Consider the following 19072-nt stretch of genomic DNA (forward strand, 5'->3'; position numbering starts at 1 on the left):
GTACTGTCGCAGGGCACATGGCCCGACGCAAAGACCGCTAGTATAAGACGGATCGGCCACATTAGGCAGCATTGGGCCCGCACACCGGCAGGATCGACGCCGAATACGCGCCAATCACGGCAGTGTCACTCAACTGTCACCGTCGCGCTCTAGCCTTGAGGCTATTTCAGGGACGTTGACATGCCGCACGCCGAAATCACCCCGCAAACCGCGCCGAACCTGACTGCCGTGCTGTTTGGCCTGAGTGGCTGCCTGGTGGATTTCGGCGCTCGTACGCACCTTCAGGGCAGCCCAGGCGCCGATCACGCGCAGGCCACCCCCGGCGCCCTGGACAGTCTGCACAGCCTGCAGCACCAGCAGATTCCCTGCGCCTGGCTCGATGAGCTCTCCTCCACCATCAGCCAGGGCCTGGCCATCGGCCTGCCGCAGTGGATCAAATCCTCGCAACATTCCGCAACAATCAAACCCTGGCCGGCGCCCGACGCGTGCTGGCAAGCCTTGATGGCGCTGGGCATCGAACGGCTGGATGGCTGCGTGCTGGTCAGTGGCGAACCGCGGCTACTGCAATCGGGACTCAATGCCGGGTTGTGGACCATTGGCCTGGCCTCCTGCGGCTCGCTCTGCGGGCTGGCGCCTGCGCAATGGCAGGCATTGTCCGCGCAGGAACGCGACATCAAGCGCAGCAAGGCCACGGTGCAGCTGTTCGGCCTGGGCGTGCACTCGGTGATCGATCACCTGGGTGAACTGGACACCTGCCTGGCCGACATCAGCTTGCGTCGACTCAAGGGCGAAAAGCCCTGATAGAGATCATGCAGGCAACGCGCGAGTGGATTAATCTAAAGGTAAGCCATAGACCTTTGGCGCGCCGTCGCGGTCTATGCCAGTGCCTATCGATAAAAGGAAGAACGCCATGTCTGCCCGCGAACTGCAAGACCAGCTCAATGCCCTGCGCGAGCAATTGGACAAGAATCCCCCGCTGACCGAGGCCGAGCGCGAAGACCTGAACGCGCTGATGCGAAAGATCGAACTTGAGCTTGAGCTCGAAACCAAAACCAAGGACGTCAACCTCGCCGATAACGTCAATCTGGCTGTCGATCGCTTCGAAATCGAACACCCGACCCTCGCGGCCACCCTGCGCCAGATTGGCACAGCCCTGCACAGCATGGGGATCTGAACCCCAAGATCGCAGCCTGCGGCAGCTCCTACATTGGAATGCGTTCCCCTGTAGGAGCTGCCGCAGGCTGCGATCTTTTGATCTTACTGACGGACCAGGCGATGGTTCGGCAACTGCACCTCTTCGGTACTGCGATACGGATTGATATCCAGCCCGCCCCGCCGAACATAACGCGCGTACACCGTCAATTTCTCAGGCTTGAGCAACCGCTGCAGATCAAGAAAAATCCGCTCCACACACTGCTCATGGAAGTCCGAGTGCTGGCGAAAGCTGACGATGTATTCCAGCAAACTCGCGTGATCCAGCGCCGCACCACGGTACTCCACCGCCACGCTGCCCCAGTCCGGCTGACTGGTCACCGGGCAATTGGACTTGAGCAAATGGCTGTGCACACTTTCTTCGACAATGCGTGACTCATCGCACCGCAACAGTTCCGGGCGCGGGTGCTCATAGTTGCTGACGCTGATGTCCAGATCGTCAATGCACACACCCGGCAATGCCACCACGCCTTCGGCCTCGACCTCTTTCAGGCTGCGGATGCGCACCCCCACGGCCTTGCCGGCCGCGGCCGAGAGGTCCTTGGCCATGGTCGCTTCAAGGCTCGCGGTGTCGGCGAATGGCGTCTGGTTCAAGGAATTGAGGTAGAGCTTGAACGACTTGGACTCGATGATGTTCGGCGAATCCGCCGGGATGCTGAATTCGCCGATCGCCACCACCGGCTTGCCCGACGGCAACAACCACGACAGTTCGAAGCAATTCCAGAAGTCCACGCCCTTGTACGGCAGTGTCTGGGCCGTCAGGCCGAGCTCGGCCCACTTGGCGGTACGCGGGATCGGAAACAGCAGGGACGGCGTGTACGTGGCGATGTATTCGCTGGATTTGCCCAGCGGCGAGTGTTCGGCTGCGGGATGCATGGCGGAAACCTGACTGAAGAATCAGCGGATTCTACCAGCCTTTGCCGCAGCCTTTGAGTGCTTACTGACTGACAGTCAATTTGCCCACCATGCCGGCCTGGTAATGACCGGGAATGTTGCAGGCAAATTCGAGACTGCTGGCCTTGTTGAAGGTCCAGGTCAGCTCGGCGGTCTTGCCCGGTTCTATCAGCACACTGTTGGGGTCGTCGTGCTGCATGGCATGCCCCATGCCGGCCATGCCAGCGTGGTCCATTGGCTTCATGCCGGTAGGCGTGAGCATGCCGTTTTGCTGCATCTGCAACATTTCCTGCTGGTGCCTGGCATGCATCGCTGCATCGCCGAGGTTGAATTCGTGCAGCAGCTGGCCTTTATTCACCAGCACGAAACGCACCGTCTCCCCCGCCTTGATCTCGATAGCCTTGGGGGTGAACGTCATGTCCGCCATGACCACCTCGACGCTGCGGGTCGCCTTGGCTGCAGGCGCCGGTTGACCGAAATCATAGGTAGCCTTTGAAGCCGCCCACACCGGGGAACCCAGCGCCAACAGGCAGCTGGCCAGCAACACGGATTTACGCAAAAACATCGAAGTACTCCAACATGATTAAGGTTCAGCCTGTGGAAAACTCTAAACTGACACCGCTGCCCGTTACCTGACAGCCAGATTACAACTTTGTCAGCAAGGCCCGCAGCGTCGTCGCCCACGGTATAACGCTGTCGTTCCATTTAGCCCGAGTCGCCCATGAAACTGCTGATCGTCGAAGACCAACCGAAAACCGGCCATTACCTGCGCCAGGGCCTGACCGAGGCCGGGTTCAATACGGAACTGGTGGCCGATGGCAGCACTGGCCAGCAACTGGCGTTGAGTGGCGACTATGCCCTGCTGATTCTCGACGTGATGCTGCCCGGGCGCGATGGCTGGCAGATCCTGCAAGCGGTGCGCAGCGCCGGCCTCGACACGCCGGTGCTGTTCCTGACCGCCCGGGATGCCGTGGAAGACCGGGTACACGGCCTGGAACTGGGCGCCGACGATTACCTGGTCAAGCCGTTCGCCTTCTCCGAATTGCTCGCCCGGGTGCGCAGCCTGTTGCGCCGGGGCAGCAGCGCCCCTCAGGAAACCAGCCTGCAGCTGGCCGACCTGCGCCTTGACCTGATCCGCCGCCGGGTCGAGCGCGGCGGCCAGCGCATCGACCTGACCGCCAAGGAGTTCGCCCTGCTGGAAATGCTCCTGCGGCGCCAGGGCGAAGTCCTGCCCAAATCGCTGATTGCGTCGCAGGTCTGGGACATGAATTTCGACAGCGACACCAACGTCATCGAAGTCGCGATCCGCCGTTTGCGCCTGAAAATCGACGACGAGTTCCCCAACAAACTGATCCATACCGTGCGCGGCATGGGCTATGTGCTGGAAGAGCGTCAGTGCTGATGCGCCGGCTGTCCTTGAGCGCTCGCCTGGCCTTGCTGTTCGCCGCGTGCACCGCCGTGGTTTCGCTGTTCGCCGGCGTGCTGTTCAGCCGCGCCAGCGAGGCGCACTTCATCGAACTCGATCAGCAGTTGCTGGACGGCAAGCTGACCGGCTTGCGACGGGCGCTGCCGGACATTCAGTCAAGCGAACGTGACGCCCGACTGGCCGACGAATTGAGCCGCCAGGCCGATCTGTCGCTGCGCATCAGTGGTCGCGATGGCCGCCGCTGGTATGACAGCTCCACGCGCCTGCCGCAGGCCTTGCCGCGTCAGCCCGGTTTGTCCACGGTGAGCCACGACGGCACCGACTATCGCGTGCTGAACGCGCCGCTGTACCCCGACAACCCCGATTCACCGCAACTGAGCCTGCTGCTGGACATCACACATCACCAGCATTTCCTGCAGCGCATGCAACACCTGATCTGGCTGACCGTCGGCCTGTCCGCCCTGGCCACCGCCCTGCTCGGCGCCTGGGCCGCACGCAGCGGGCTACGACCGTTACGCCGCATGAGCGCAGTCGCAAGCGGTGTCTCGGCGCAATCGCTGAACGCACGCCTGCCGGAAGCAGACATGCCGCCGGAGCTGGCGGAAATGGCGCATCACTTCAACGCCATGCTCGGGCGTCTCGACGATTCCTTCCAGCGCCTGTCGGCGTTCTCCGCCGACATCGCCCATGAACTGCGCACCCCGTTGTCGAACCTGCTGACCCACACCCAGGTCACCCTCACCCGCCCTCGCCCCCTCGAGGATTACCGCGAAGCGCTGCACAGCAACCTCGAAGAGCTGCAATGGATGGCGCAACTGGTCAACGACATGCTCTACCTGGCCAAGGCCGATCACGGCCTGTTGATGCCCAAGCGCGAACCGCTGGAGCTGGCAGAGGAAGTGGACCTGTTGCTGGAATTTTTTGCGCCCCTGGCCGAAGACGCGCGGGTGACACTAAAGCGTGACGGAGATGCCCGTTTGGAAGGCGACCGCAGCATGTTGCGCCGGGCGCTGTCCAACCTGCTGGACAATGCGTTGCGCTTTACTCCGGCCGGGGGTGAGGTTCGGGTGCGGATTGTCGATCAGCCCAAGGGCTTGAAGCTGATGGTCGAAAACAGCGGTGACGGTATTTCAGAAGAGCTGCTGCCGCGCCTGTTCGATCGTTTCTACCGGGCCGATCCGGCGCGCCATGAAGGCAGTAGCGAGCATGCGGGGTTGGGATTGGCGATTACCCAGTCGATTGTCCGCGCCCATGGTGGGCAGATTCGTTGTGAATCGGAAAAGGGATGGACCAGATTTTTGATCGAGTTACCAAGGGAAGAATGAGGCCGGCAGGTCCGGCCCCTTCGCGAGCAGGCTCGCTCCCACATTGGATCTGCGGCGTTCACAAATCCCCTGTGGGAGCGAGCCTGCTCGCGATGACGGTGTAATGGGTTACGAATAACGCAATGCGGTAGCCGGCTCGATCTTCGCCGCCCGCCACGCCGGGTAAACCGTGGCCAGGAAGCTCATGACAAAACCCGCCGTGCAGATCAGCGCCACATCCGCGCCCTGCAACTCCGATGGCAGGTTGCTGACGAAATACACATCGGAACTGAAGATGTGCTGCCCGCTGACCCGCTCGACCCAACCGACCATGGCGCTGACGTTCAACGCCGCAATCACGCCCAGCACGCCACCGATCAAGGTGCCGACAAACCCGATCACCGTGCCCTGCACCATGAAGATCGCCATGATCTGTCGCGGCGTGGCGCCGATGGTGCGCAGGATCGCGATGTCCGCGCCCTTGTCGTTCACCACCATGATCAGCGTGGCGATGATGTTGAACGCGGCCACCGCGACAATCATCAGCAACAACAGGCCAATCATGGTTTTTTCCATCTTCATGGCGCTGAACAGGCTGCCCTGGGTGTGGGTCCAGTCGTCAGCCTTGTAGGCTGCGCCCAGCCCGCTTGCGACCTCGCCCGACACTTGCGGTGCGGCGTACAGGTCCTTCACCGCCAGGCGCACACTCTGTACCTGATTGGGTTCCCAGTGCTGCATTTGCGCCGCGTCGGCGACGTGGATCAGCGCCATCGAACCGTCCAGTTCGGCACCGACCTTGAACACCCCAACCACGTTCAGCCGTTGCATGCGCGGGGTGATGCCACCCGGCGCATTGCTGACCTCCGGCACGATCAGGGTGATCTTGTCGCCCACGTTCAGGCGAAAGCGGCGCGCCGTGATTTCGCCGATCACCACACCGAACTCACCCGGCTTCAGGGCATCCAGCCGCCCCTGGACGATGTGCTTGGCGACGATCGACACCTGGCCTTCCAGCGCCGGGTCGACGCCACTGACCTGGATCGGCTGCATGGTGCCCTTGTAGGACAGCATGCCTTCCATCTCGGTGAACGGCACGGCGGCAGTGACTTCCGGGTTTTTCATCGCGGCCGCCGCAACGGGCTGCCAATCGTCGATCGGATTGACCCCGACGATGGTCGCATGCGGCACCATGCCGAGGATGCGTGAGCTCATTTCGCGCTGGAAGCCGTTCATCACCGACAGCACCACGATCATCGCCAGCACGCCCAGGGCGAGGCCGATCATCGAGGTCATCGAGATGAAGGAAACGAAGCGATTGCGGCGCTTGGCGCGGGTATAGCGCGTGCCGATAAAGATCGATAACGGTCTGAACATTGGCTGGGGCACCGTATAAAAATAAAAGACCCGACGGGCTTTTCAGCGCCGCCGGGTTTCAACCGGTCAGATAGGCGTCAGGCAACCTTCCTGCAAGTGCAGGACGCGGTCCATCTGGCGGGCCAGGTTCATGTCGTGGGTCACCACCAGGAACGCCGTGCGCATCGAAGTGCTGAGTTCCAGCATCAAGTCCTGGATACCCTGGGCGGTGTGGGAATCGAGGTTGCCGGTCGGCTCGTCGAGCATCACCAGGCCGGGGTTGTTCACCAGGGCGCGGGCGATGGCCACACGCTGGCGTTCGCCACCGGACAGCTCGGCCGGCTTGTGCTCCAGCCGATGGCCCAGCCCGACCCGCTCCAGCAACGCCGTGGCCCGCTTGCGCGCCTCGGGGATCGCGGTCTTGCCGATCAACAGCGGCATGCAGACGTTTTCCAGGGCGGTGAATTCCGGCAGCAGGTGGTGGAACTGGTACACGAAGCCCAAGGCGCGGTTACGCAGCAGGCCACGCTTCTTTTCGCTCAGCGCCGACAGTTCTTCGCCGTCAAGCCAGACGCTGCCCTTGGTCGGCGTATCGAGGCCGCCCAGCAGGTTGAGCAAGGTACTCTTGCCCGAGCCCGACTTGCCGACGATCGCCACACGCTCGCCCGGGTGCAACTCCAGTTGCAGGCCCGCCAACACTTCCACCGACTCCGGGCCTTCCTCGTAGGATTTGCCCAGGCTGCGGCAGCTCAAGATTGCTTTATCACTCATGCCCGACTCACTCATAACGTAACGCCTCCGCCGGCTGGGTGCGCGCGGCACGCCAGGCGGGATACAGGGTGGCGAGGAAACTCAGGACCAACGCCGCACAGCAGACCATGACCACGTCCTGGCTCTGCACCTGCGACGGCAGGTAATCGATGAAATACACGTCGGCGTTGAGGAACTTGTGGCCGATCAGGCCTTCAAGCGCCGAGATCGCGGCGCTGACGTTGAGCGCGGCGAAAATCCCGACCACCGCGCCGATGGCCGTGCCGACCACGCCGATGACCGTGCCCTGGACCATGAAGGTGCGCATGATCGTGCCCGGCGTGGCGCCGAGGGTGCGCAGGATCGCGATATCGCCCTTCTTGTCGTTGACCACCATCACCAGCGTGGAAATGATGTTGAACGCGGCGACCGCGACGATCAGCAGCAACAACAGGCCGATCATGGCTTTTTCCATGCGGATCGCCTGGTAGAGGTTGCCGTGGGTGCGGGTCCAGTCGCGGGCGTAGTAACGGTCTTCGCCCAGCTCGCGGGCGATGCTCCACGCCGTGCGCGGCGCCTGGAACAGGTCGTCGAACTTCAGCCGCAGGCCCTGGACCTGATCCGGTTTCCAGCGATGCAGGCGCGCCAGGTCCTGCAGGTTGGTAATGCCCAGGTAACCATCAAGCTCACCGGCGCCGACATGGAAGATGCCGACCACGGTGAAGCGCTTCATGCGCGGGAACATCCCGGCGGGGGTCACGGTGACCTCCGGCGCCACGAATGTCAGCTTGTCGCCGACGGCCGCACCAAGCTTGGCCGCCGCCTTGTCGCCGATGACGATGCCGAACTCGCCCGGCGCCAGGTCGTCGAGTTTGCCCTGCTGCATGAAGTTATCGATGATCGACACCTGGCGTTCCTGCGCCGGGTCGATGGCATTGAGCAGGATCTTGTTGACCTTGCCGTTGTTGGTCAGCAACCCCTGCATTTGCGTGAACGGCGCTACGGCCGACACCTGCGGGTTCTGCTTGACCTTGGCGGCCAGGCCTTGCCAATCGCTGATCGGCTCGCCGGATTCGAGGGTCGCGTGGGGCACCATGCCCAGCACGCGGGTGCGCATCTCATGATCGAAGCCGTTCATGACCGACAGCACCACGATCATCACGACCACGCCAAGGGCGAGTCCGATCATCGAGGTCAGGGAAATGAATGACACAAAATGATTGCGACGCTTTGCACGGGTATAACGCGTGCCGATAAATACGAAGAGAGGTCTGAACATGTCGGGGCTTGTTCGGAGGGAAAAGGAACGTCCTTGTGGCGGGGGTCGATAACCAGCTTTACACTCAGACCACCGCCGCTACCATGGGTTCGCCATGTCGACATTAGATGAAGAAGATCGCCGCGAATACTACCGTATCGAGGACATGATCGCACTGGAAATTCGGCCCCTGTCAGCCCTCGAAGCCGCCGGGCAGGAAGTGTTGCAGGATGCTTCCCCGCTGTTCAATCTGCTCAGCGAACTGCACCTGAGCGAATTCGAGTCCCAGCACCTGCTGCGCCAGATCAGCGAGCGCGACCGCACCCTCGCGGCGTTCCTCAAATCCCAGAACAAGCGCATCGACCTGCTCAGCCAGGTGGTCGCCATCACCGTGCTCGGGCAAATCGGCGAACCACAGCCGGTGATCATTTCCGAAGGCGGCATCGACTTCCAGTACCCCTCACCCATCGCCACCGACGCGCGCCTGTCGATCAAGCTGGTGCTGATGCCCCAGGCCCTGGGCCTGTTGCTGCGCGCACGCGTCACCCATTGCGACCGCAAGGGCGAAGGCTTTGATGTCGGCACCGAGTTCGAACACCTGACCGATGCCCAGCGGCAACTGTTGGCGCGCTACATTTTGCAAAGGCAGGCCCAGGAACGACGCCTGGCCCGCGAACTGAACGAATCAGGCATTTAAAAAGGAACGATCGTGACCCTCATCTACGGCCACCGCGGCGCCAAGGGCGAAGCACCGGAAAACACCCTGACCAGCTTCCAGCAATGCCTCAAGCACGGCGTGCGCCGTTGTGAACTGGACCTGCACCTGTCCATGGACGGCGAGCTGATGGTCATCCACGATCCGACGCTCAAGCGCACCACCGACCGCCGTGGCAAAGTCGTGGAGCACACCGCGGCGGACCTGGTGACCTACGATGCGCGCAAGGGGGGGCCGGGCTGGATCAAGCCGTGCCCGATTCCGACCCTGGAAGAACTGTTCGAGCAATGCGATTTCGAGCACTGGCAGCTGGAGGTCAAGAGCGCTTCACGCACCCGCGCCGCCACGACGGTGCTGGCGATTCGCGAAATGGCGCAACGGCATGGCCTGCTGGACAGGATCACCATCACCTCGAGTTCGCGGGAAGTCTTGAGGGCGGCGCTGGACCTGGTGCCGGACGTGTCCCGCGGCCTGGTGGCCGAATACGCCTGGCTCGACCCATTGAAGGTCGCGCAAGGTTACGGCTGCGAGATCCTGGCGCTGAACTGGACCCTGTGCACGCCGGAACGCCTGCAGAAGGCGCAGCGCCAGGGGCTGCATGTGTCGGTGTGGACAGTCAACGAACCCGCGCTGATGCGCAGGCTCGCTGATTTCGGCGTTGACAGCCTGATTACAGACTTTCCCGGTTTGGCCACTGCCACGCTCGAGAATTGCTGAAATCGGTCTCCCCGGCCGGCTCAGGCCACCGGCCGGAGCCGCTCAAAAAAGCCGGTTGAGGCCGTCGTACGCGGCGACCCGATAGGCTTCGGCCATGGTCGGGTAGTTGAACGTGGTGTTGACGAAGTACTTCAACGTGTTCAACTCGCCCGGTTGGTTCATGATCGCCTGGCCGATGTGCACGATCTCCGAGGCCTGGTAGCCGAAGCAGTGAACGCCCAGCACTTCCAGGGTTTCACGGTGGAACAGGATCTTCAGCATGCCTTGCGGTTCGCCGGCGATCTGCGCACGGGCCATGCTCTTGAAGAACGCCTTGCCGACTTCGTACGGCACCTTGGCCTGGGTCAGCTCCTGCTCATTCTTGCCGATCGAGCTGATCTCCGGAATGGTGTAGATCCCGGTCGGCACGTCATTGACGAAGCGCCAGCTGCCGTTGTCGACAATGCTGCCAGCGGCCGAACGGCCCTGGTCGTGGGCGGCACTGGCCAGGCTCGGCCAGCCGATCACGTCGCCCGCGCCATAGATGTTCTGGATGGCGGTGCGGTACGCCTCGTCGACTTCGATCTGGCCACGGCTGTTGACCTTCACGCCGATGTTTTCCAGGCCCAGCTGATCGGTGTTGCCCGTGCGGCCGTTGCACCAGAGCAAGGCGTCGGCCTTGATCTTCTTGCCGGACTTGAGGTGCAGGATCACGCCGTTGTCCACGCCTTCGACGCGGTCGTACTCTTCGTTGTGGCGAACGGTGATGTTGTTGTTGCTGAAGTGGTAGCTCAGGGCCTGGGAAATTTCCGAGTCGAGGAAGCTCAGCAACTGACCGCGGTTGTCCACCAGCTCAACCAGTACCCCCAGGCCACTGAAGATCGAGGCGTATTCGCAACCGATCACGCCGGCGCCGTAAACGATGAGTTTGCGCGGGGTGTGGCCGAGGCTGAGGATGGTGTCGCTATCGTAGATACGCGGGTGATGGAAATCGATGTCGGCCGGACGATAAGGTCGCGAGCCGGTGGCGATGATGATGTGCTTGGCCACCAGTTTTTCGACAACGCCGTTGGCGCAGACCACTTCGATGGTTTGTTCGTCGGCGAAGCTGCCGGTGCCGAAGAACACATCGACGCGGTTACGGGCGTAGTAGCCGGTGCGCGAGGCGACTTGCTTGGAGATCACTTTTTCAGCGCTTTTCAACACGTCCGGGAACGAGAACCAGCGCGGTTCACCAATGGCCCGGAACATCGGGTTGGTGTTGAACTGCATGATCTGCCGGACCGAGTGACGCAGTGCCTTGGACGGGATGGTGCCCAAGTGAGTGCAGTTGCCGCCGACCTGGCGACGGCTATCGACCATCGCCACCTTGCGCCCTGCCTTGGCGGCGTTCATTGCCGCGCCTTCCCCTGCCGGGCCGGAACCCAACACCACCACGTCGTAGTTGTAGACAGCCATGCGTACTCCTCAGAACAGGCCGCGGCGCCAGCGGCACCTGCGGCTAAATCACGCCAATCTGTGGCATGAAGGAACAATTTGGGGCCCATGCAGAACCCGGACACAGTCTATAGAAGCGTCAACGCCGCGCACATTAACCCTTGGTCGCGTCGTAGGCTAGTTTTGCCTGCACTACAACGCCAGGTTTCAATGCCCGGATTGCCGCAATCACTCGGTTTTATTGCCGCTCAGACGCTCAAACGCGTGACTGCTGCGTGTGACGAAACCTGTATCGGCACGCATCACAAAAAATGCGCCGATGTCGTGTTTTTCCGCGTAGTCCCACCCCTGCTCCGGGCCGAGAATCAGCAACAGGGTCGATAAGCCATCGGCCATCAACGCTGAAGGATGAATCACCGTGACGGACGCCAGGCTGTGTGAGACCGGTAAACCTGTGCGGGCATCGAGGGTGTGGGAAAAACGCTGGCCACCCTGCACGAAATAGTTACGGTAGTCGCCCGACGTCGACACGCCATAGCCGTCGACGGCGATGATGCGCTCGGCCACCTGTTGATCGTCGCGAGGTTCTTCCACAGCGATGCGCCACGCGGTGCCGTCGGGTTTCCGGCCGGCGGCCTTGAGTTCACCGGTGGCTTCGGCGAGGTAGTCGTGGATGCCCATGGCCTCGAGCCTGGCGGCAATCGTGTCCACCGTATAACCGGCGGCGATGCTGTTGAAGTCGACTTCGACAGCGGCGTCCTTGCACAGCTTATTGCCGTCAATGCGCAGATGGTCGTGACCGACACGTTGGCGCGCCTCGGCCAGCGCCTGGGCGGTAGGGATTTTTTCTTCACGGGCCTGTGGGCCGAAACCCCAGAGATCGAGCAGCGGTTCGACGGTCAAGTCGAAAGCGCCTGCGCTTTGCACTGACAGCTGCTCACCCACGCGGACCAACTCCAGGACCGACGCGGGCATTGCCTGACAGTGATTGGCGGGCAAAGCGTTGAATCGCTCGATGTCCGAATCACTGCGATAGGTCGACAGTTGCCGGTCGATATCCGACAGGATCTTCTCGACCTCGACCTGCACGTCTGCCGGGGCGGGAAGACCGGCGTGACGTACGTACTTGATCGAATACGTGCTGCCCATGGTGGGGCCGCCGAAGCTTTCCATGGAGTCGCCATTGCCGCAGGCGGACAAGGTGCCGATCAGCACCAAAAGACCATACCGTCGCCAGGTCAACAAATCCCGCATCCTTCTGAATGACCCCTGACACAACGCCAGGGCCAATCATTATGCGATAGAACTGTAGGAGTGAGCCTGCTCGCGATAGCGGTATGTCAGCCATATCCGTTTCGACTGACACCCCGCTATCGCGGGCAAGCCCGCCCCCACAGTGATTTGTGTTTCGCCAAAGATTGCAGATACACCACAAAAACCTGTGGGAGCGAGCTTGCCCGCGATGAGGCCTGACCAGACACCGGAGATTCAACGATCCGCCACCTTCAACGATTGGCTCCACCCTCCCCCCAGTGCCTTGTACAACGTCACCTGGTTGATCTCCCGCGCCAATTCCAGCTGCGCCCATTTCTGCTGCGCATCAAACAATGACCGCTGCGCATCCATGGTGGAAAAATAGCTGTCCAGCCCCGACTCGAAACGCAGGCGCGACTGGCGGTAGGCTTCCTGATAATCCCCTACCAGCTTTTTCTGGTACTCGACCTGGGTGAGCATTTCCTGCCGGGCATTCAGGGCATCGGCCGCTTCGCGAAAAGCATTCTGCACCGTGGCTTCATAGGCCGCTGCCTGGCCGGCGAAGCGGGCATGACTGGCATCCACTTGCGCGCGCCGCGCGCCGCCGTCGATCAAGGGCAACGAGCCGGCCAGCGCCACCGCCCAGAATTCCGCCGGGCCGGAAAGCAACTGGGAAAATTCCCCGGTCAGGCTGCCCAGTGCCGACGTCAGGGAAAAGGTCGGGAAGTACGCCGTGCGGGCTGCGCCGATATCCGCGTTGGCTGCGCGCAGCTGCGCCTCGGCCGACATGATGTCGGGCCGTCGCTCAACCAGCGCCGACGGCAACCCCGCCGGCACGTCCAGCGTCGCCAACTGCTCACCCAGCGCGCCGGTCGGCAGCAACCCCACCGGCACCGGTTGCCCCACCAGCACCCGTAGCGCGTTCATGTCCTGCGCCACTTGCATGCGGTAGGTATTGACCTGCACCGCCGCCGTGTTGGTTTGTGCATCCGCCTGGTGGACGTCGATCCGCGCACTGGAACCGAGGTTATAACTCTTGCGCAACAGCTGCCCGTAACGGTCCTGGGATTGCCAGGTGGTCTGCGCCAGGTCGAGCAAATGCTGGTTGGCCTTGAGGCTCAACCAGGTGCTGGCGACTTCGCCGATCAGCGCCAGCCGCGCCGTCTGGTAATCGGCCTCGGACGCTTCGAATCGCGCCCCGGCTGCATTGCGCTGACTGCGGATGCGACCGAACAGGTCCAGCTCGTAGGAGGTAAAACCCGCCGTTGCCTGATAGGTGTTGGCGATGCTGCCAGCCGTATCGCCGCCTCCCGGTGTGCGCACCAACGGCGGCAACTTGCTGCGACCGGCGTAAGTGTCGATGCCGATCGTAGGAAACAGCCCGGAACGCGCACTGTCATACCCGGCCCGCGCCTCCTCGACGCTGGCCGCGAACTGCCGCAGGCTGCGGTTGTTGGCCAGGGCCATGTCGATCAACTGGCGCAGGCGCTCGTCGACCACAAAACCGCGCCAATCCTTATCGAATGCCTGTTTGCCGCTGCAACATTCACCGGCGGTGTTCGCCGGCCATTGCTGGTCGATCGGTGCCTCGGGTTTCTCGTAGGTCGGTTCCAGCGAACAACCGCCGAGCAAAAACAAGGTCATGAAACAGGAAGTGGGCAAGCAACGGTTCATGGCGCGTACCTAAAGACGTTGGCCGAGCAAAGCTCGCAAGGGGGAAAGAAGCAGCGACCACAGGCCCGACCGCTCGGCACTGATGTACGGCACAGCCTGTTTACGCGAACGCACAGTGATCGGCCGCCACCGCGGTGGCGCAACGAAAGCCGGCGTCTTGACCAGCTTAGGAGAACGCGGTGCCAGGCGCTTTTCACCGAGTAACGAGCGCTGCAGCAAGGTGCCGAAGGCTTGTGCCGGCTCGGCCTTGCTGACGACGTTGATGGTCGCGTCGCTGAACAACCGCGCGATCAGGCGCCGGCGCAGCTCTTCATCAAGGTCGGCGAAGCGCAGGCCCAACTGGTCCTCACCGTGATTGCGCATGACCTCGACATCGAGCCAACCGAGCTTGTCGATCCAGATCTGGCCGCACAGCCCCGGCTTGATCGAGGAGGCGAAGGCGCAATTGAGCGATGCGCCACTGAGGGAAATATCCACCAGGCGCCCCGCCAGGACCTTGCCGCCAAAACGAAACCCGGTGGGTTTGTCGAATGGAAAGCGCTCTTCGCCATGCAAGCGTGGGCGGTCGACACAAGCCACCAGGGTCGCCAGGTTGTAGATCAGCGCGACCACCGTCCAGCAGAGGTTGAACAGCATGTTGCCGTCGAACGCGGCCGCGGTGCTGATGGCGATGTAGGCGCCAAACTGTGAAAGCAGGGTCAGGGCCAGAAAGAACCCGAACAGCTTCCAGTGCACCATGGTTTTCGTACGGTCGAGGCCCTTGGCGGTGACTTTGAACGGTCTTCCGAACGGGCGGATCATCGCGCTGGCGATGGTGGCCGTGACCGAAAGAGAGGCCACGATCTGCGTGACCTCGGTAAAGATCGGCAAGGTTCGCCGGTCCGTCACCCAGGTCCCGTAGCCCCAGAACGCAATCAGGGCCGGCATGCCGAACGCCAGGAAATCCACCGGATTGGCGTAGAACCCGGCGATGCCGAAGTACCAGTACAGCACCGGCGACACCAGCATCATCAAGATGAAGGGCTTGGAAAACCAGTGCATCAGCCCGTGGATGTAGTGCAGCCGGTCATTGAGCGTGTAACCGCTGCCGCGCAACGGCCCTTCCTTGAGCAACGCCACCTGGATCGTGCCCAGGCACCAACGCCCACGCTGATTGATGTACTCGGTCAAGCCTTCGGCAGACAAACCAATGGACAGGCGCTCATTCAACCAGCGGGTGACATAGCCTTTTTGCAACAACCGGTAGGTGGTGTAGATGTCTTCGCACACCGAGCCCGTAGGAAAACCGCCGACTTCGGTAATCAGATCGCGCCGTACCACGAAGGATGTGCCGACGCAAAACGCCGCATCCCAGCCATCCTTCGCCGGCTGGAACACATCGAAGAACACCCGCTGCTCATCCACCCAACAGGCCGACGTGCCGAGGTTGTGCTGGATCGGATCGGGGTTGTAGTAGAACTGCGGCGTCTGCACCAGGCCGACCCTGGGGTCATCGAACAGCCCCAGGGTGCGCAGGAGGATTGGTTGTTGCGGCGCAAAGTCGGCATCGAGCACCAGAATGTACGGCGCGTTGCTCAGGGCCGCCGACTGGCGCAGGCCGTTGTTGAGGTTGCCGGCCTTGGCATGGGAATTGTCGGGGCGCCGCGCATATTGCACACCCATTTCGGCGCAGTAGTCGCGCAACCAGTCGCGGCGGGTGTCGTCGAGCACCCAGATGGTGAAGTTCGGATAGTCGATCGCCTGGGCGGCAATAATGGTTTTTTCGAGGATTTCCAGGCCTTCGTTGTAGGTGGCGATGAAGATATCCACCGCCGGCACCGCGTTACCCTGCGCTCGCAAACGTCGTTCGCCGGCATCCGCCTCCTTGCGGTGATCCGTGCGGCAGAGCATCACCACGATGGAAAACAGCGTGTAACCAATCGCCAGCATCTCGAAAAACAGGAAGGTGTAGGCCCAGACCGTGGCGAATCCGGAATGGCCGTCGGGCAAGGTGTCGCGAATCCGCCAGGCCGCATAGTTGACCAGCAGCAACGCGGTGACCGCGCCGAAACCGACCCGCGCGGCCCACTGATCGCGGTGGGTCAGGCAGGTGAACAGAATCACCGCTGCCAGCGTCCAGAAATTGATTTGCAGCAGTTGCAGCGAGTCCAGTGCCTGCATGTCAGTCAGCCTCTTGCGAACCGGTAAAGGGATTGACGCCGGTGGCGGCAATCGCCGCCCATGCCGTGGCGCCCAGGTGAGGCAGGTGGTAGTAGAAAAAATCGTTGGAGACCGAGTCCGGGCCTATGGCCAGCCCGGTACTGATGCGCGCCGCCGGGGTTGCGAACAGCCAGCCGTTGCCGGCCTGCTGGGCCAGCAGCACGCTCCACAGCGGTTGCGCCTTGTCACTCAGGCCACTCAAGCGCGCCACCGCAGCGGCCTGGGCGGTGCCCTCGGTCCACAGGCCATCGGGGTCGCGGTTGAAACCGTAACCTTCGCCGGCACGGTGAGCGCGGTCGATGAAGGCGAAGACCCGCCGCCAGTCCTTGGGTGGCTCATGCAGGGCAATCAAGGGCCAGATCTGCGCATCCAGCCCAGAGCGCACGCGGTCCGAGGTCTGGCCATCCGCGCCAGTGCCGATCAGGAAGCGCCCTTCCCCGGCGTCCCATTGGCTCGCGACAAACTGCCGGGCAATGTGCGCCTGCTTTGCCGAATCCTGGTTCGGCGCCACCGCGTCGAGCGCCGACCAGGCAGCGGCGAGGTCGACGTTATGCTCGGTGGATTTCCAGTTCTGCTGGACCTGTTGGGAAAAGTACCCGTAGTAGCCACCACTGAAACCGGCGGGCGCTTGCCCGTCGTAGGTGTTGTGCTGCGACCAGTGCAGGGCTTTTCGCGCCGCCTCCAGGTATGACGCCTCGCCGCTCTGGCGAAACGCTTCGAGCAGCGCCAGTGCCGCCCAGGCCTGATTGCCGGTGGCGCTGCTGACTTGATAGGCGTCCTGGTTCCAGGCGTTGCGCTCGACACTCCAATAGCCCGGCAACTTCATCGACGGCGCAGCCACCGGGCCTGCGGCGTAGGCGTTGCGCAGGCGCCCGTCCTGATACTCCGGATCATGGCCGGTGGCGAACGCCAACGCATCGGCAATCCGCCGTGCCGACTCGGCCTTGCCGCAGGCAAACAAGGCAATGCTGGCCAACGCGTTGTCATAGGTGAACGCCACGCCGCGCAACGCCAGGATCGGCGCAGGCTGGCCCGCGAGCGGTGGATAACTGGCCACCAGGACCGGACCTGCCGGCTGCGATGTCACGGCCTGATCCAGCGCCGCACAGGTCATTGCCGCCAATTGCGGCCGGGCTTGCTCTGCCAAGGCGGGCACTCCACTGGCGATCAGCATCACGCCCGATATTGCGCGCACAATCCTGTTCATGGTCGCGATACCTCGGCGCTGGCCCACAAGCCCGGGTTGCAGGTCATGGCGCGCTGGTTGTCCGTCAGGTCCGCGGCAAAGGTGCCGACCACATACACCGAATTCTGCTCGGCATAGGGAAACGGCACGCTGTAGGTATTGGCGCGCATGTCCGAAGCGCTGGACAACAACTGCACCACACTGGCCTTGAGGGGCTGGTCGAGGCCGCGGATTTTCACGGTCAGCACGCTGTCGCGGTCGATCTTGCTGGCCATGCGCTCGGGGAACACCGCGATCACATAGCTCTGCGCGCAATCGGTGGCCCGCAGCAAGGTCGAGCCGGCCTGCACCAGCGTGCCCTGGGGCGCCAGCAGTTCCTGGACGGTCCCGGGCGAATAGGCCACGACGTCATAGCCGGCCATCAACTTGATCCGGTTCTGTTCGGTCGCGATCAGTTGGTCGAGGTTGTCGAGCTCCTGTTGATAGGTCGCGCGGTTGCGCGCCTGATTCTCCAGGCTGAGCTTGAGCGTGGTCATTTGCGCGCTGAGATCGAACATGCGCAATTGATCGGGGTCGAGGTAGACCTGCTTGTTGGCGGCACTGACGTCACCGTCGGTGATCCGCAACTGCGAACGCACCGACTCGGCCGCGCCTTGCAACGAAGCCAGCTGCGCTTTCGACGAAGCCACCACCGCACCACTGACCGCCCCCTGGACGAACAACTCGAGATTGCGCTCGACCGTTTCCTGGGCATCGATCAAGCGCGCACTGGCAGCACTGTTCTCGGCTTTCAGGGCTCTTTGCGTGTACAGCTGGCGGGTATGAAACGCGGCCTGGTAGCGCTGGCTGGTTTTCTCCAGCTCCTCGTAGTAACGCTGATCGTGCTCGGCCTGGCTGGCCGAAGACGACAGCTGTTGCTCCAGGGTCAGGCGTCGGGTTTGCAGGGTCAGCAAGGTTTCCTGGTTCGCTCGCGGGTTTTCCACCACGGCAATTTTCTGGCCCTGGGCAAACGTCACACCGGGCTTGACCGCCAGGGAACTCACCACGCCATCGATCGGTGTGGTCAACAGAATCACCGGCGCATTCAGAATCGCCCGGGTAGCAGAGGCCGACACCAGCGGCATGAGCAAGGTCGACAGCAACAACCAGACAATAAACCCCAGCACACCCAAACCCACCAGGCGCGGTAACAGCGATAACAACTTCGAGCGTTCTTGCGCCATGTTCGACTCTCCCGATAGACCAACCGCATATCAGCCAGGCAATAACAGACCATGACCGCGAAATACTTTTGGCAGGGTGAGAACACGCAATTGATCACTGGACGGCAATTAAGCCGACGCTGATTGATATGATTTTTATTGTGATGTGAGCGGGAATGGGATTCCCGTCTTTTTGGAGAGTTGCTGTACAGCGCAGTAGCAGGACTTACCAAACCCGTGGCAGAGCGGGTCTGTTATTGGCGACACTAGATTCAGAGAAATGGAGTGTCAAGCATCCGCTTCGAACAATTAAATGACGTCAAATATGTAACAGCTCTATAATTGGATCCATCAAAACCACCCAGACACAACTGCTCGCCAACTACCTATTTTTATTGGGAGTTTTTTATTTTTAATAATTAAATGAACTTTGTATCGAAATCTAAATAACGCTTAACTGCTTACCAGAAAGATTAAATCGATATAAGTAATCTAAGATCTGCGGTGGGTTC

The 19072-nt window shown here is 61.9% G+C and carries 17 protein-coding genes; 6 read left to right on the plus strand and 11 right to left on the minus strand.

Features of this window, described 5'->3' with window-relative positions:
• Window positions 1-180 precede the first annotated feature (180 nt).
• On the plus strand, window positions 181-801 hold the full coding sequence (locus PMI35_RS05860; RefSeq protein ID WP_008064412.1) for a hypothetical protein: 621 nt from the start codon (window positions 181-183) through the stop codon (window positions 799-801).
• Window positions 802-910: 109 nt separating this feature from the next.
• Window positions 911-1174, plus strand: coding sequence for a DUF4404 family protein (locus tag PMI35_RS05855; protein ID WP_008064413.1), 264 nt, complete (start codon window positions 911-913; stop codon window positions 1172-1174).
• Window positions 1175-1257: 83 nt separating this feature from the next.
• Here PMI35_RS05855 and queF read toward each other — a convergent pair whose 3' ends face one another.
• Entirely contained in the window at window positions 1258-2088 is an 831-nt protein-coding gene (gene queF, locus PMI35_RS05850; RefSeq protein ID WP_008064414.1) for an NADPH-dependent 7-cyano-7-deazaguanine reductase QueF, read from the minus strand.
• 61 nt (window positions 2089-2149) lie between these two features.
• Entirely contained in the window at window positions 2150-2671 is a 522-nt protein-coding gene (copI, locus tag PMI35_RS05845; RefSeq protein WP_008064415.1) for a copper-resistant cuproprotein CopI, read from the minus strand.
• A 156-nt stretch (window positions 2672-2827) separates the two neighbouring features.
• Here copI and PMI35_RS05840 point away from each other — a divergent pair, with 156 nt between their 5' ends.
• On the plus strand, window positions 2828-3508 hold the full coding sequence (locus PMI35_RS05840; RefSeq protein ID WP_008064416.1) for a heavy metal response regulator transcription factor: 681 nt from the start codon (window positions 2828-2830) through the stop codon (window positions 3506-3508).
• Window positions 3508-4857 carry a heavy metal sensor histidine kinase gene (locus PMI35_RS05835; protein WP_008064417.1) on the plus strand — a complete coding sequence of 450 codons (1350 nt, stop codon included), beginning with the start codon at window positions 3508-3510 and terminating at the stop codon, window positions 4855-4857. Before PMI35_RS05840 ends, PMI35_RS05835 begins: the two co-directional genes overlap by 1 nt.
• Before the next feature lie 108 nt (window positions 4858-4965).
• Here the strand turns inward: PMI35_RS05835 and PMI35_RS05830 are convergent, their stop codons facing one another.
• From PMI35_RS05830 to PMI35_RS05820, 3 genes are all read right to left on the minus strand, one after another.
• On the minus strand, window positions 4966-6210 hold the full coding sequence (locus PMI35_RS05830) for a lipoprotein-releasing ABC transporter permease subunit (protein WP_008064418.1): 1245 nt from the start codon (window positions 6208-6210) through the stop codon (window positions 4966-4968).
• A 66-nt stretch (window positions 6211-6276) separates the two neighbouring features.
• Window positions 6277-6960 carry a lipoprotein-releasing ABC transporter ATP-binding protein LolD gene (lolD, locus tag PMI35_RS05825; protein WP_162831855.1) on the minus strand — a complete coding sequence of 228 codons (684 nt, stop codon included), beginning with the start codon at window positions 6958-6960 and terminating at the stop codon, window positions 6277-6279.
• 7 nt (window positions 6961-6967) lie between these two features.
• Window positions 6968-8218 (minus strand): lipoprotein-releasing ABC transporter permease subunit, encoded by a 1251-nt coding sequence (locus PMI35_RS05820; RefSeq protein ID WP_008064420.1) that lies wholly within the window; start codon window positions 8216-8218, stop codon window positions 6968-6970.
• Window positions 8219-8312: 94 nt separating this feature from the next.
• Here PMI35_RS05820 and PMI35_RS05815 point away from each other — a divergent pair, with 94 nt between their 5' ends.
• Both PMI35_RS05815 and PMI35_RS05810 read left to right on the plus strand, forming a co-directional pair.
• Window positions 8313-8894, plus strand: a complete 582-nt coding sequence (locus PMI35_RS05815) for a PilZ domain-containing protein (RefSeq protein WP_008064421.1) — start codon at window positions 8313-8315, stop codon at window positions 8892-8894.
• 12 nt (window positions 8895-8906) lie between these two features.
• Window positions 8907-9629: a glycerophosphodiester phosphodiesterase gene (locus PMI35_RS05810; protein WP_008064422.1), complete on the plus strand. Its 723-nt coding sequence runs from the start codon at window positions 8907-8909 to the stop codon at window positions 9627-9629.
• A gap of 42 nt (window positions 9630-9671) precedes the next feature.
• Here PMI35_RS05810 and sthA read toward each other — a convergent pair whose 3' ends face one another.
• The 6 genes from sthA to PMI35_RS05780 all read right to left on the minus strand — a co-directional run bounded on the left by sthA (window position 9672) and on the right by PMI35_RS05780 (window position 18581).
• Window positions 9672-11066: a Si-specific NAD(P)(+) transhydrogenase gene (gene sthA, locus PMI35_RS05805; protein WP_008064424.1), complete on the minus strand. Its 1395-nt coding sequence runs from the start codon at window positions 11064-11066 to the stop codon at window positions 9672-9674.
• Between the two features lie 207 nt (window positions 11067-11273).
• Entirely contained in the window at window positions 11274-12299 is a 1026-nt protein-coding gene (locus PMI35_RS05800; RefSeq protein WP_032832007.1) for an FAD:protein FMN transferase, read from the minus strand.
• Window positions 12300-12533: 234 nt separating this feature from the next.
• Complete coding sequence (locus PMI35_RS05795) at window positions 12534-13973, minus strand: efflux transporter outer membrane subunit (RefSeq protein ID WP_008064428.1); 1440 nt, start codon at window positions 13971-13973, stop codon at window positions 12534-12536.
• A gap of 9 nt (window positions 13974-13982) precedes the next feature.
• The gene (locus tag PMI35_RS05790) at window positions 13983-16133 is read right to left on the minus strand and encodes a glycosyltransferase family 2 protein (protein WP_008064430.1); all 2151 of its coding nucleotides are present in this window, start codon (window positions 16131-16133) and stop codon (window positions 13983-13985) included.
• Window position 16134: 1 nt separating this feature from the next.
• Window positions 16135-17379, minus strand: a complete 1245-nt coding sequence (locus PMI35_RS05785; RefSeq protein ID WP_008064433.1) for a hypothetical protein — start codon at window positions 17377-17379, stop codon at window positions 16135-16137.
• A complete protein-coding gene (locus tag PMI35_RS05780; RefSeq protein WP_008064434.1) occupies window positions 17376-18581 on the minus strand; it encodes an HlyD family efflux transporter periplasmic adaptor subunit in 1206 nt (401 codons plus the stop codon). The genes PMI35_RS05785 and PMI35_RS05780 overlap by 4 nt, the downstream gene beginning before the upstream one ends.
• Window positions 18582-19072 lie beyond the last annotated feature (491 nt).

This window comes from Pseudomonas sp. GM78 (genome assembly GCF_000282475.1).
Classification (GTDB): Bacteria; Pseudomonadota; Gammaproteobacteria; order Pseudomonadales; family Pseudomonadaceae; genus Aquipseudomonas.

Excerpts from the sequence above, each read along its gene's own strand:
- PMI35_RS05835 (WP_008064417.1), top strand. The coding sequence starts at position 3,508 with ATGCGCCGGCTGTCCTTGAGCGCTCGCCTGGCCTTGCTGTTCGCCGCG.
- PMI35_RS05830 (WP_008064418.1), bottom strand. The coding sequence starts at position 6,210 with ATGTTCAGACCGTTATCGATCTTTATCGGCACGCGCTATACCCGCGCC.
- sthA (WP_008064424.1), bottom strand. The coding sequence starts at position 11,066 with ATGGCTGTCTACAACTACGACGTGGTGGTGTTGGGTTCCGGCCCGGCA.
- queF (WP_008064414.1), bottom strand. The coding sequence starts at position 2,088 with ATGCATCCCGCAGCCGAACACTCGCCGCTGGGCAAATCCAGCGAATAC.
- PMI35_RS05785 (WP_008064433.1), bottom strand. The coding sequence starts at position 17,379 with ATGAACAGGATTGTGCGCGCAATATCGGGCGTGATGCTGATCGCCAGT.
- PMI35_RS05790 (WP_008064430.1), bottom strand. The coding sequence starts at position 16,133 with ATGCAGGCACTGGACTCGCTGCAACTGCTGCAAATCAATTTCTGGACG.
- PMI35_RS05780 (WP_008064434.1), bottom strand. The coding sequence starts at position 18,581 with ATGGCGCAAGAACGCTCGAAGTTGTTATCGCTGTTACCGCGCCTGGTG.
- PMI35_RS05855 (WP_008064413.1), top strand. The coding sequence starts at position 911 with ATGTCTGCCCGCGAACTGCAAGACCAGCTCAATGCCCTGCGCGAGCAA.
- PMI35_RS05820 (WP_008064420.1), bottom strand. The coding sequence starts at position 8,218 with ATGTTCAGACCTCTCTTCGTATTTATCGGCACGCGTTATACCCGTGCA.
- PMI35_RS05795 (WP_008064428.1), bottom strand. The coding sequence starts at position 13,973 with ATGAACCGTTGCTTGCCCACTTCCTGTTTCATGACCTTGTTTTTGCTC.
- PMI35_RS05860 (WP_008064412.1), top strand. The coding sequence starts at position 181 with ATGCCGCACGCCGAAATCACCCCGCAAACCGCGCCGAACCTGACTGCC.
- PMI35_RS05815 (WP_008064421.1), top strand. The coding sequence starts at position 8,313 with ATGTCGACATTAGATGAAGAAGATCGCCGCGAATACTACCGTATCGAG.
- lolD (WP_162831855.1), bottom strand. The coding sequence starts at position 6,960 with ATGAGTGATAAAGCAATCTTGAGCTGCCGCAGCCTGGGCAAATCCTAC.
- copI (WP_008064415.1), bottom strand. The coding sequence starts at position 2,671 with ATGTTTTTGCGTAAATCCGTGTTGCTGGCCAGCTGCCTGTTGGCGCTG.
- PMI35_RS05800 (WP_032832007.1), bottom strand. The coding sequence starts at position 12,299 with ATGCGGGATTTGTTGACCTGGCGACGGTATGGTCTTTTGGTGCTGATC.
- PMI35_RS05840 (WP_008064416.1), top strand. The coding sequence starts at position 2,828 with ATGAAACTGCTGATCGTCGAAGACCAACCGAAAACCGGCCATTACCTG.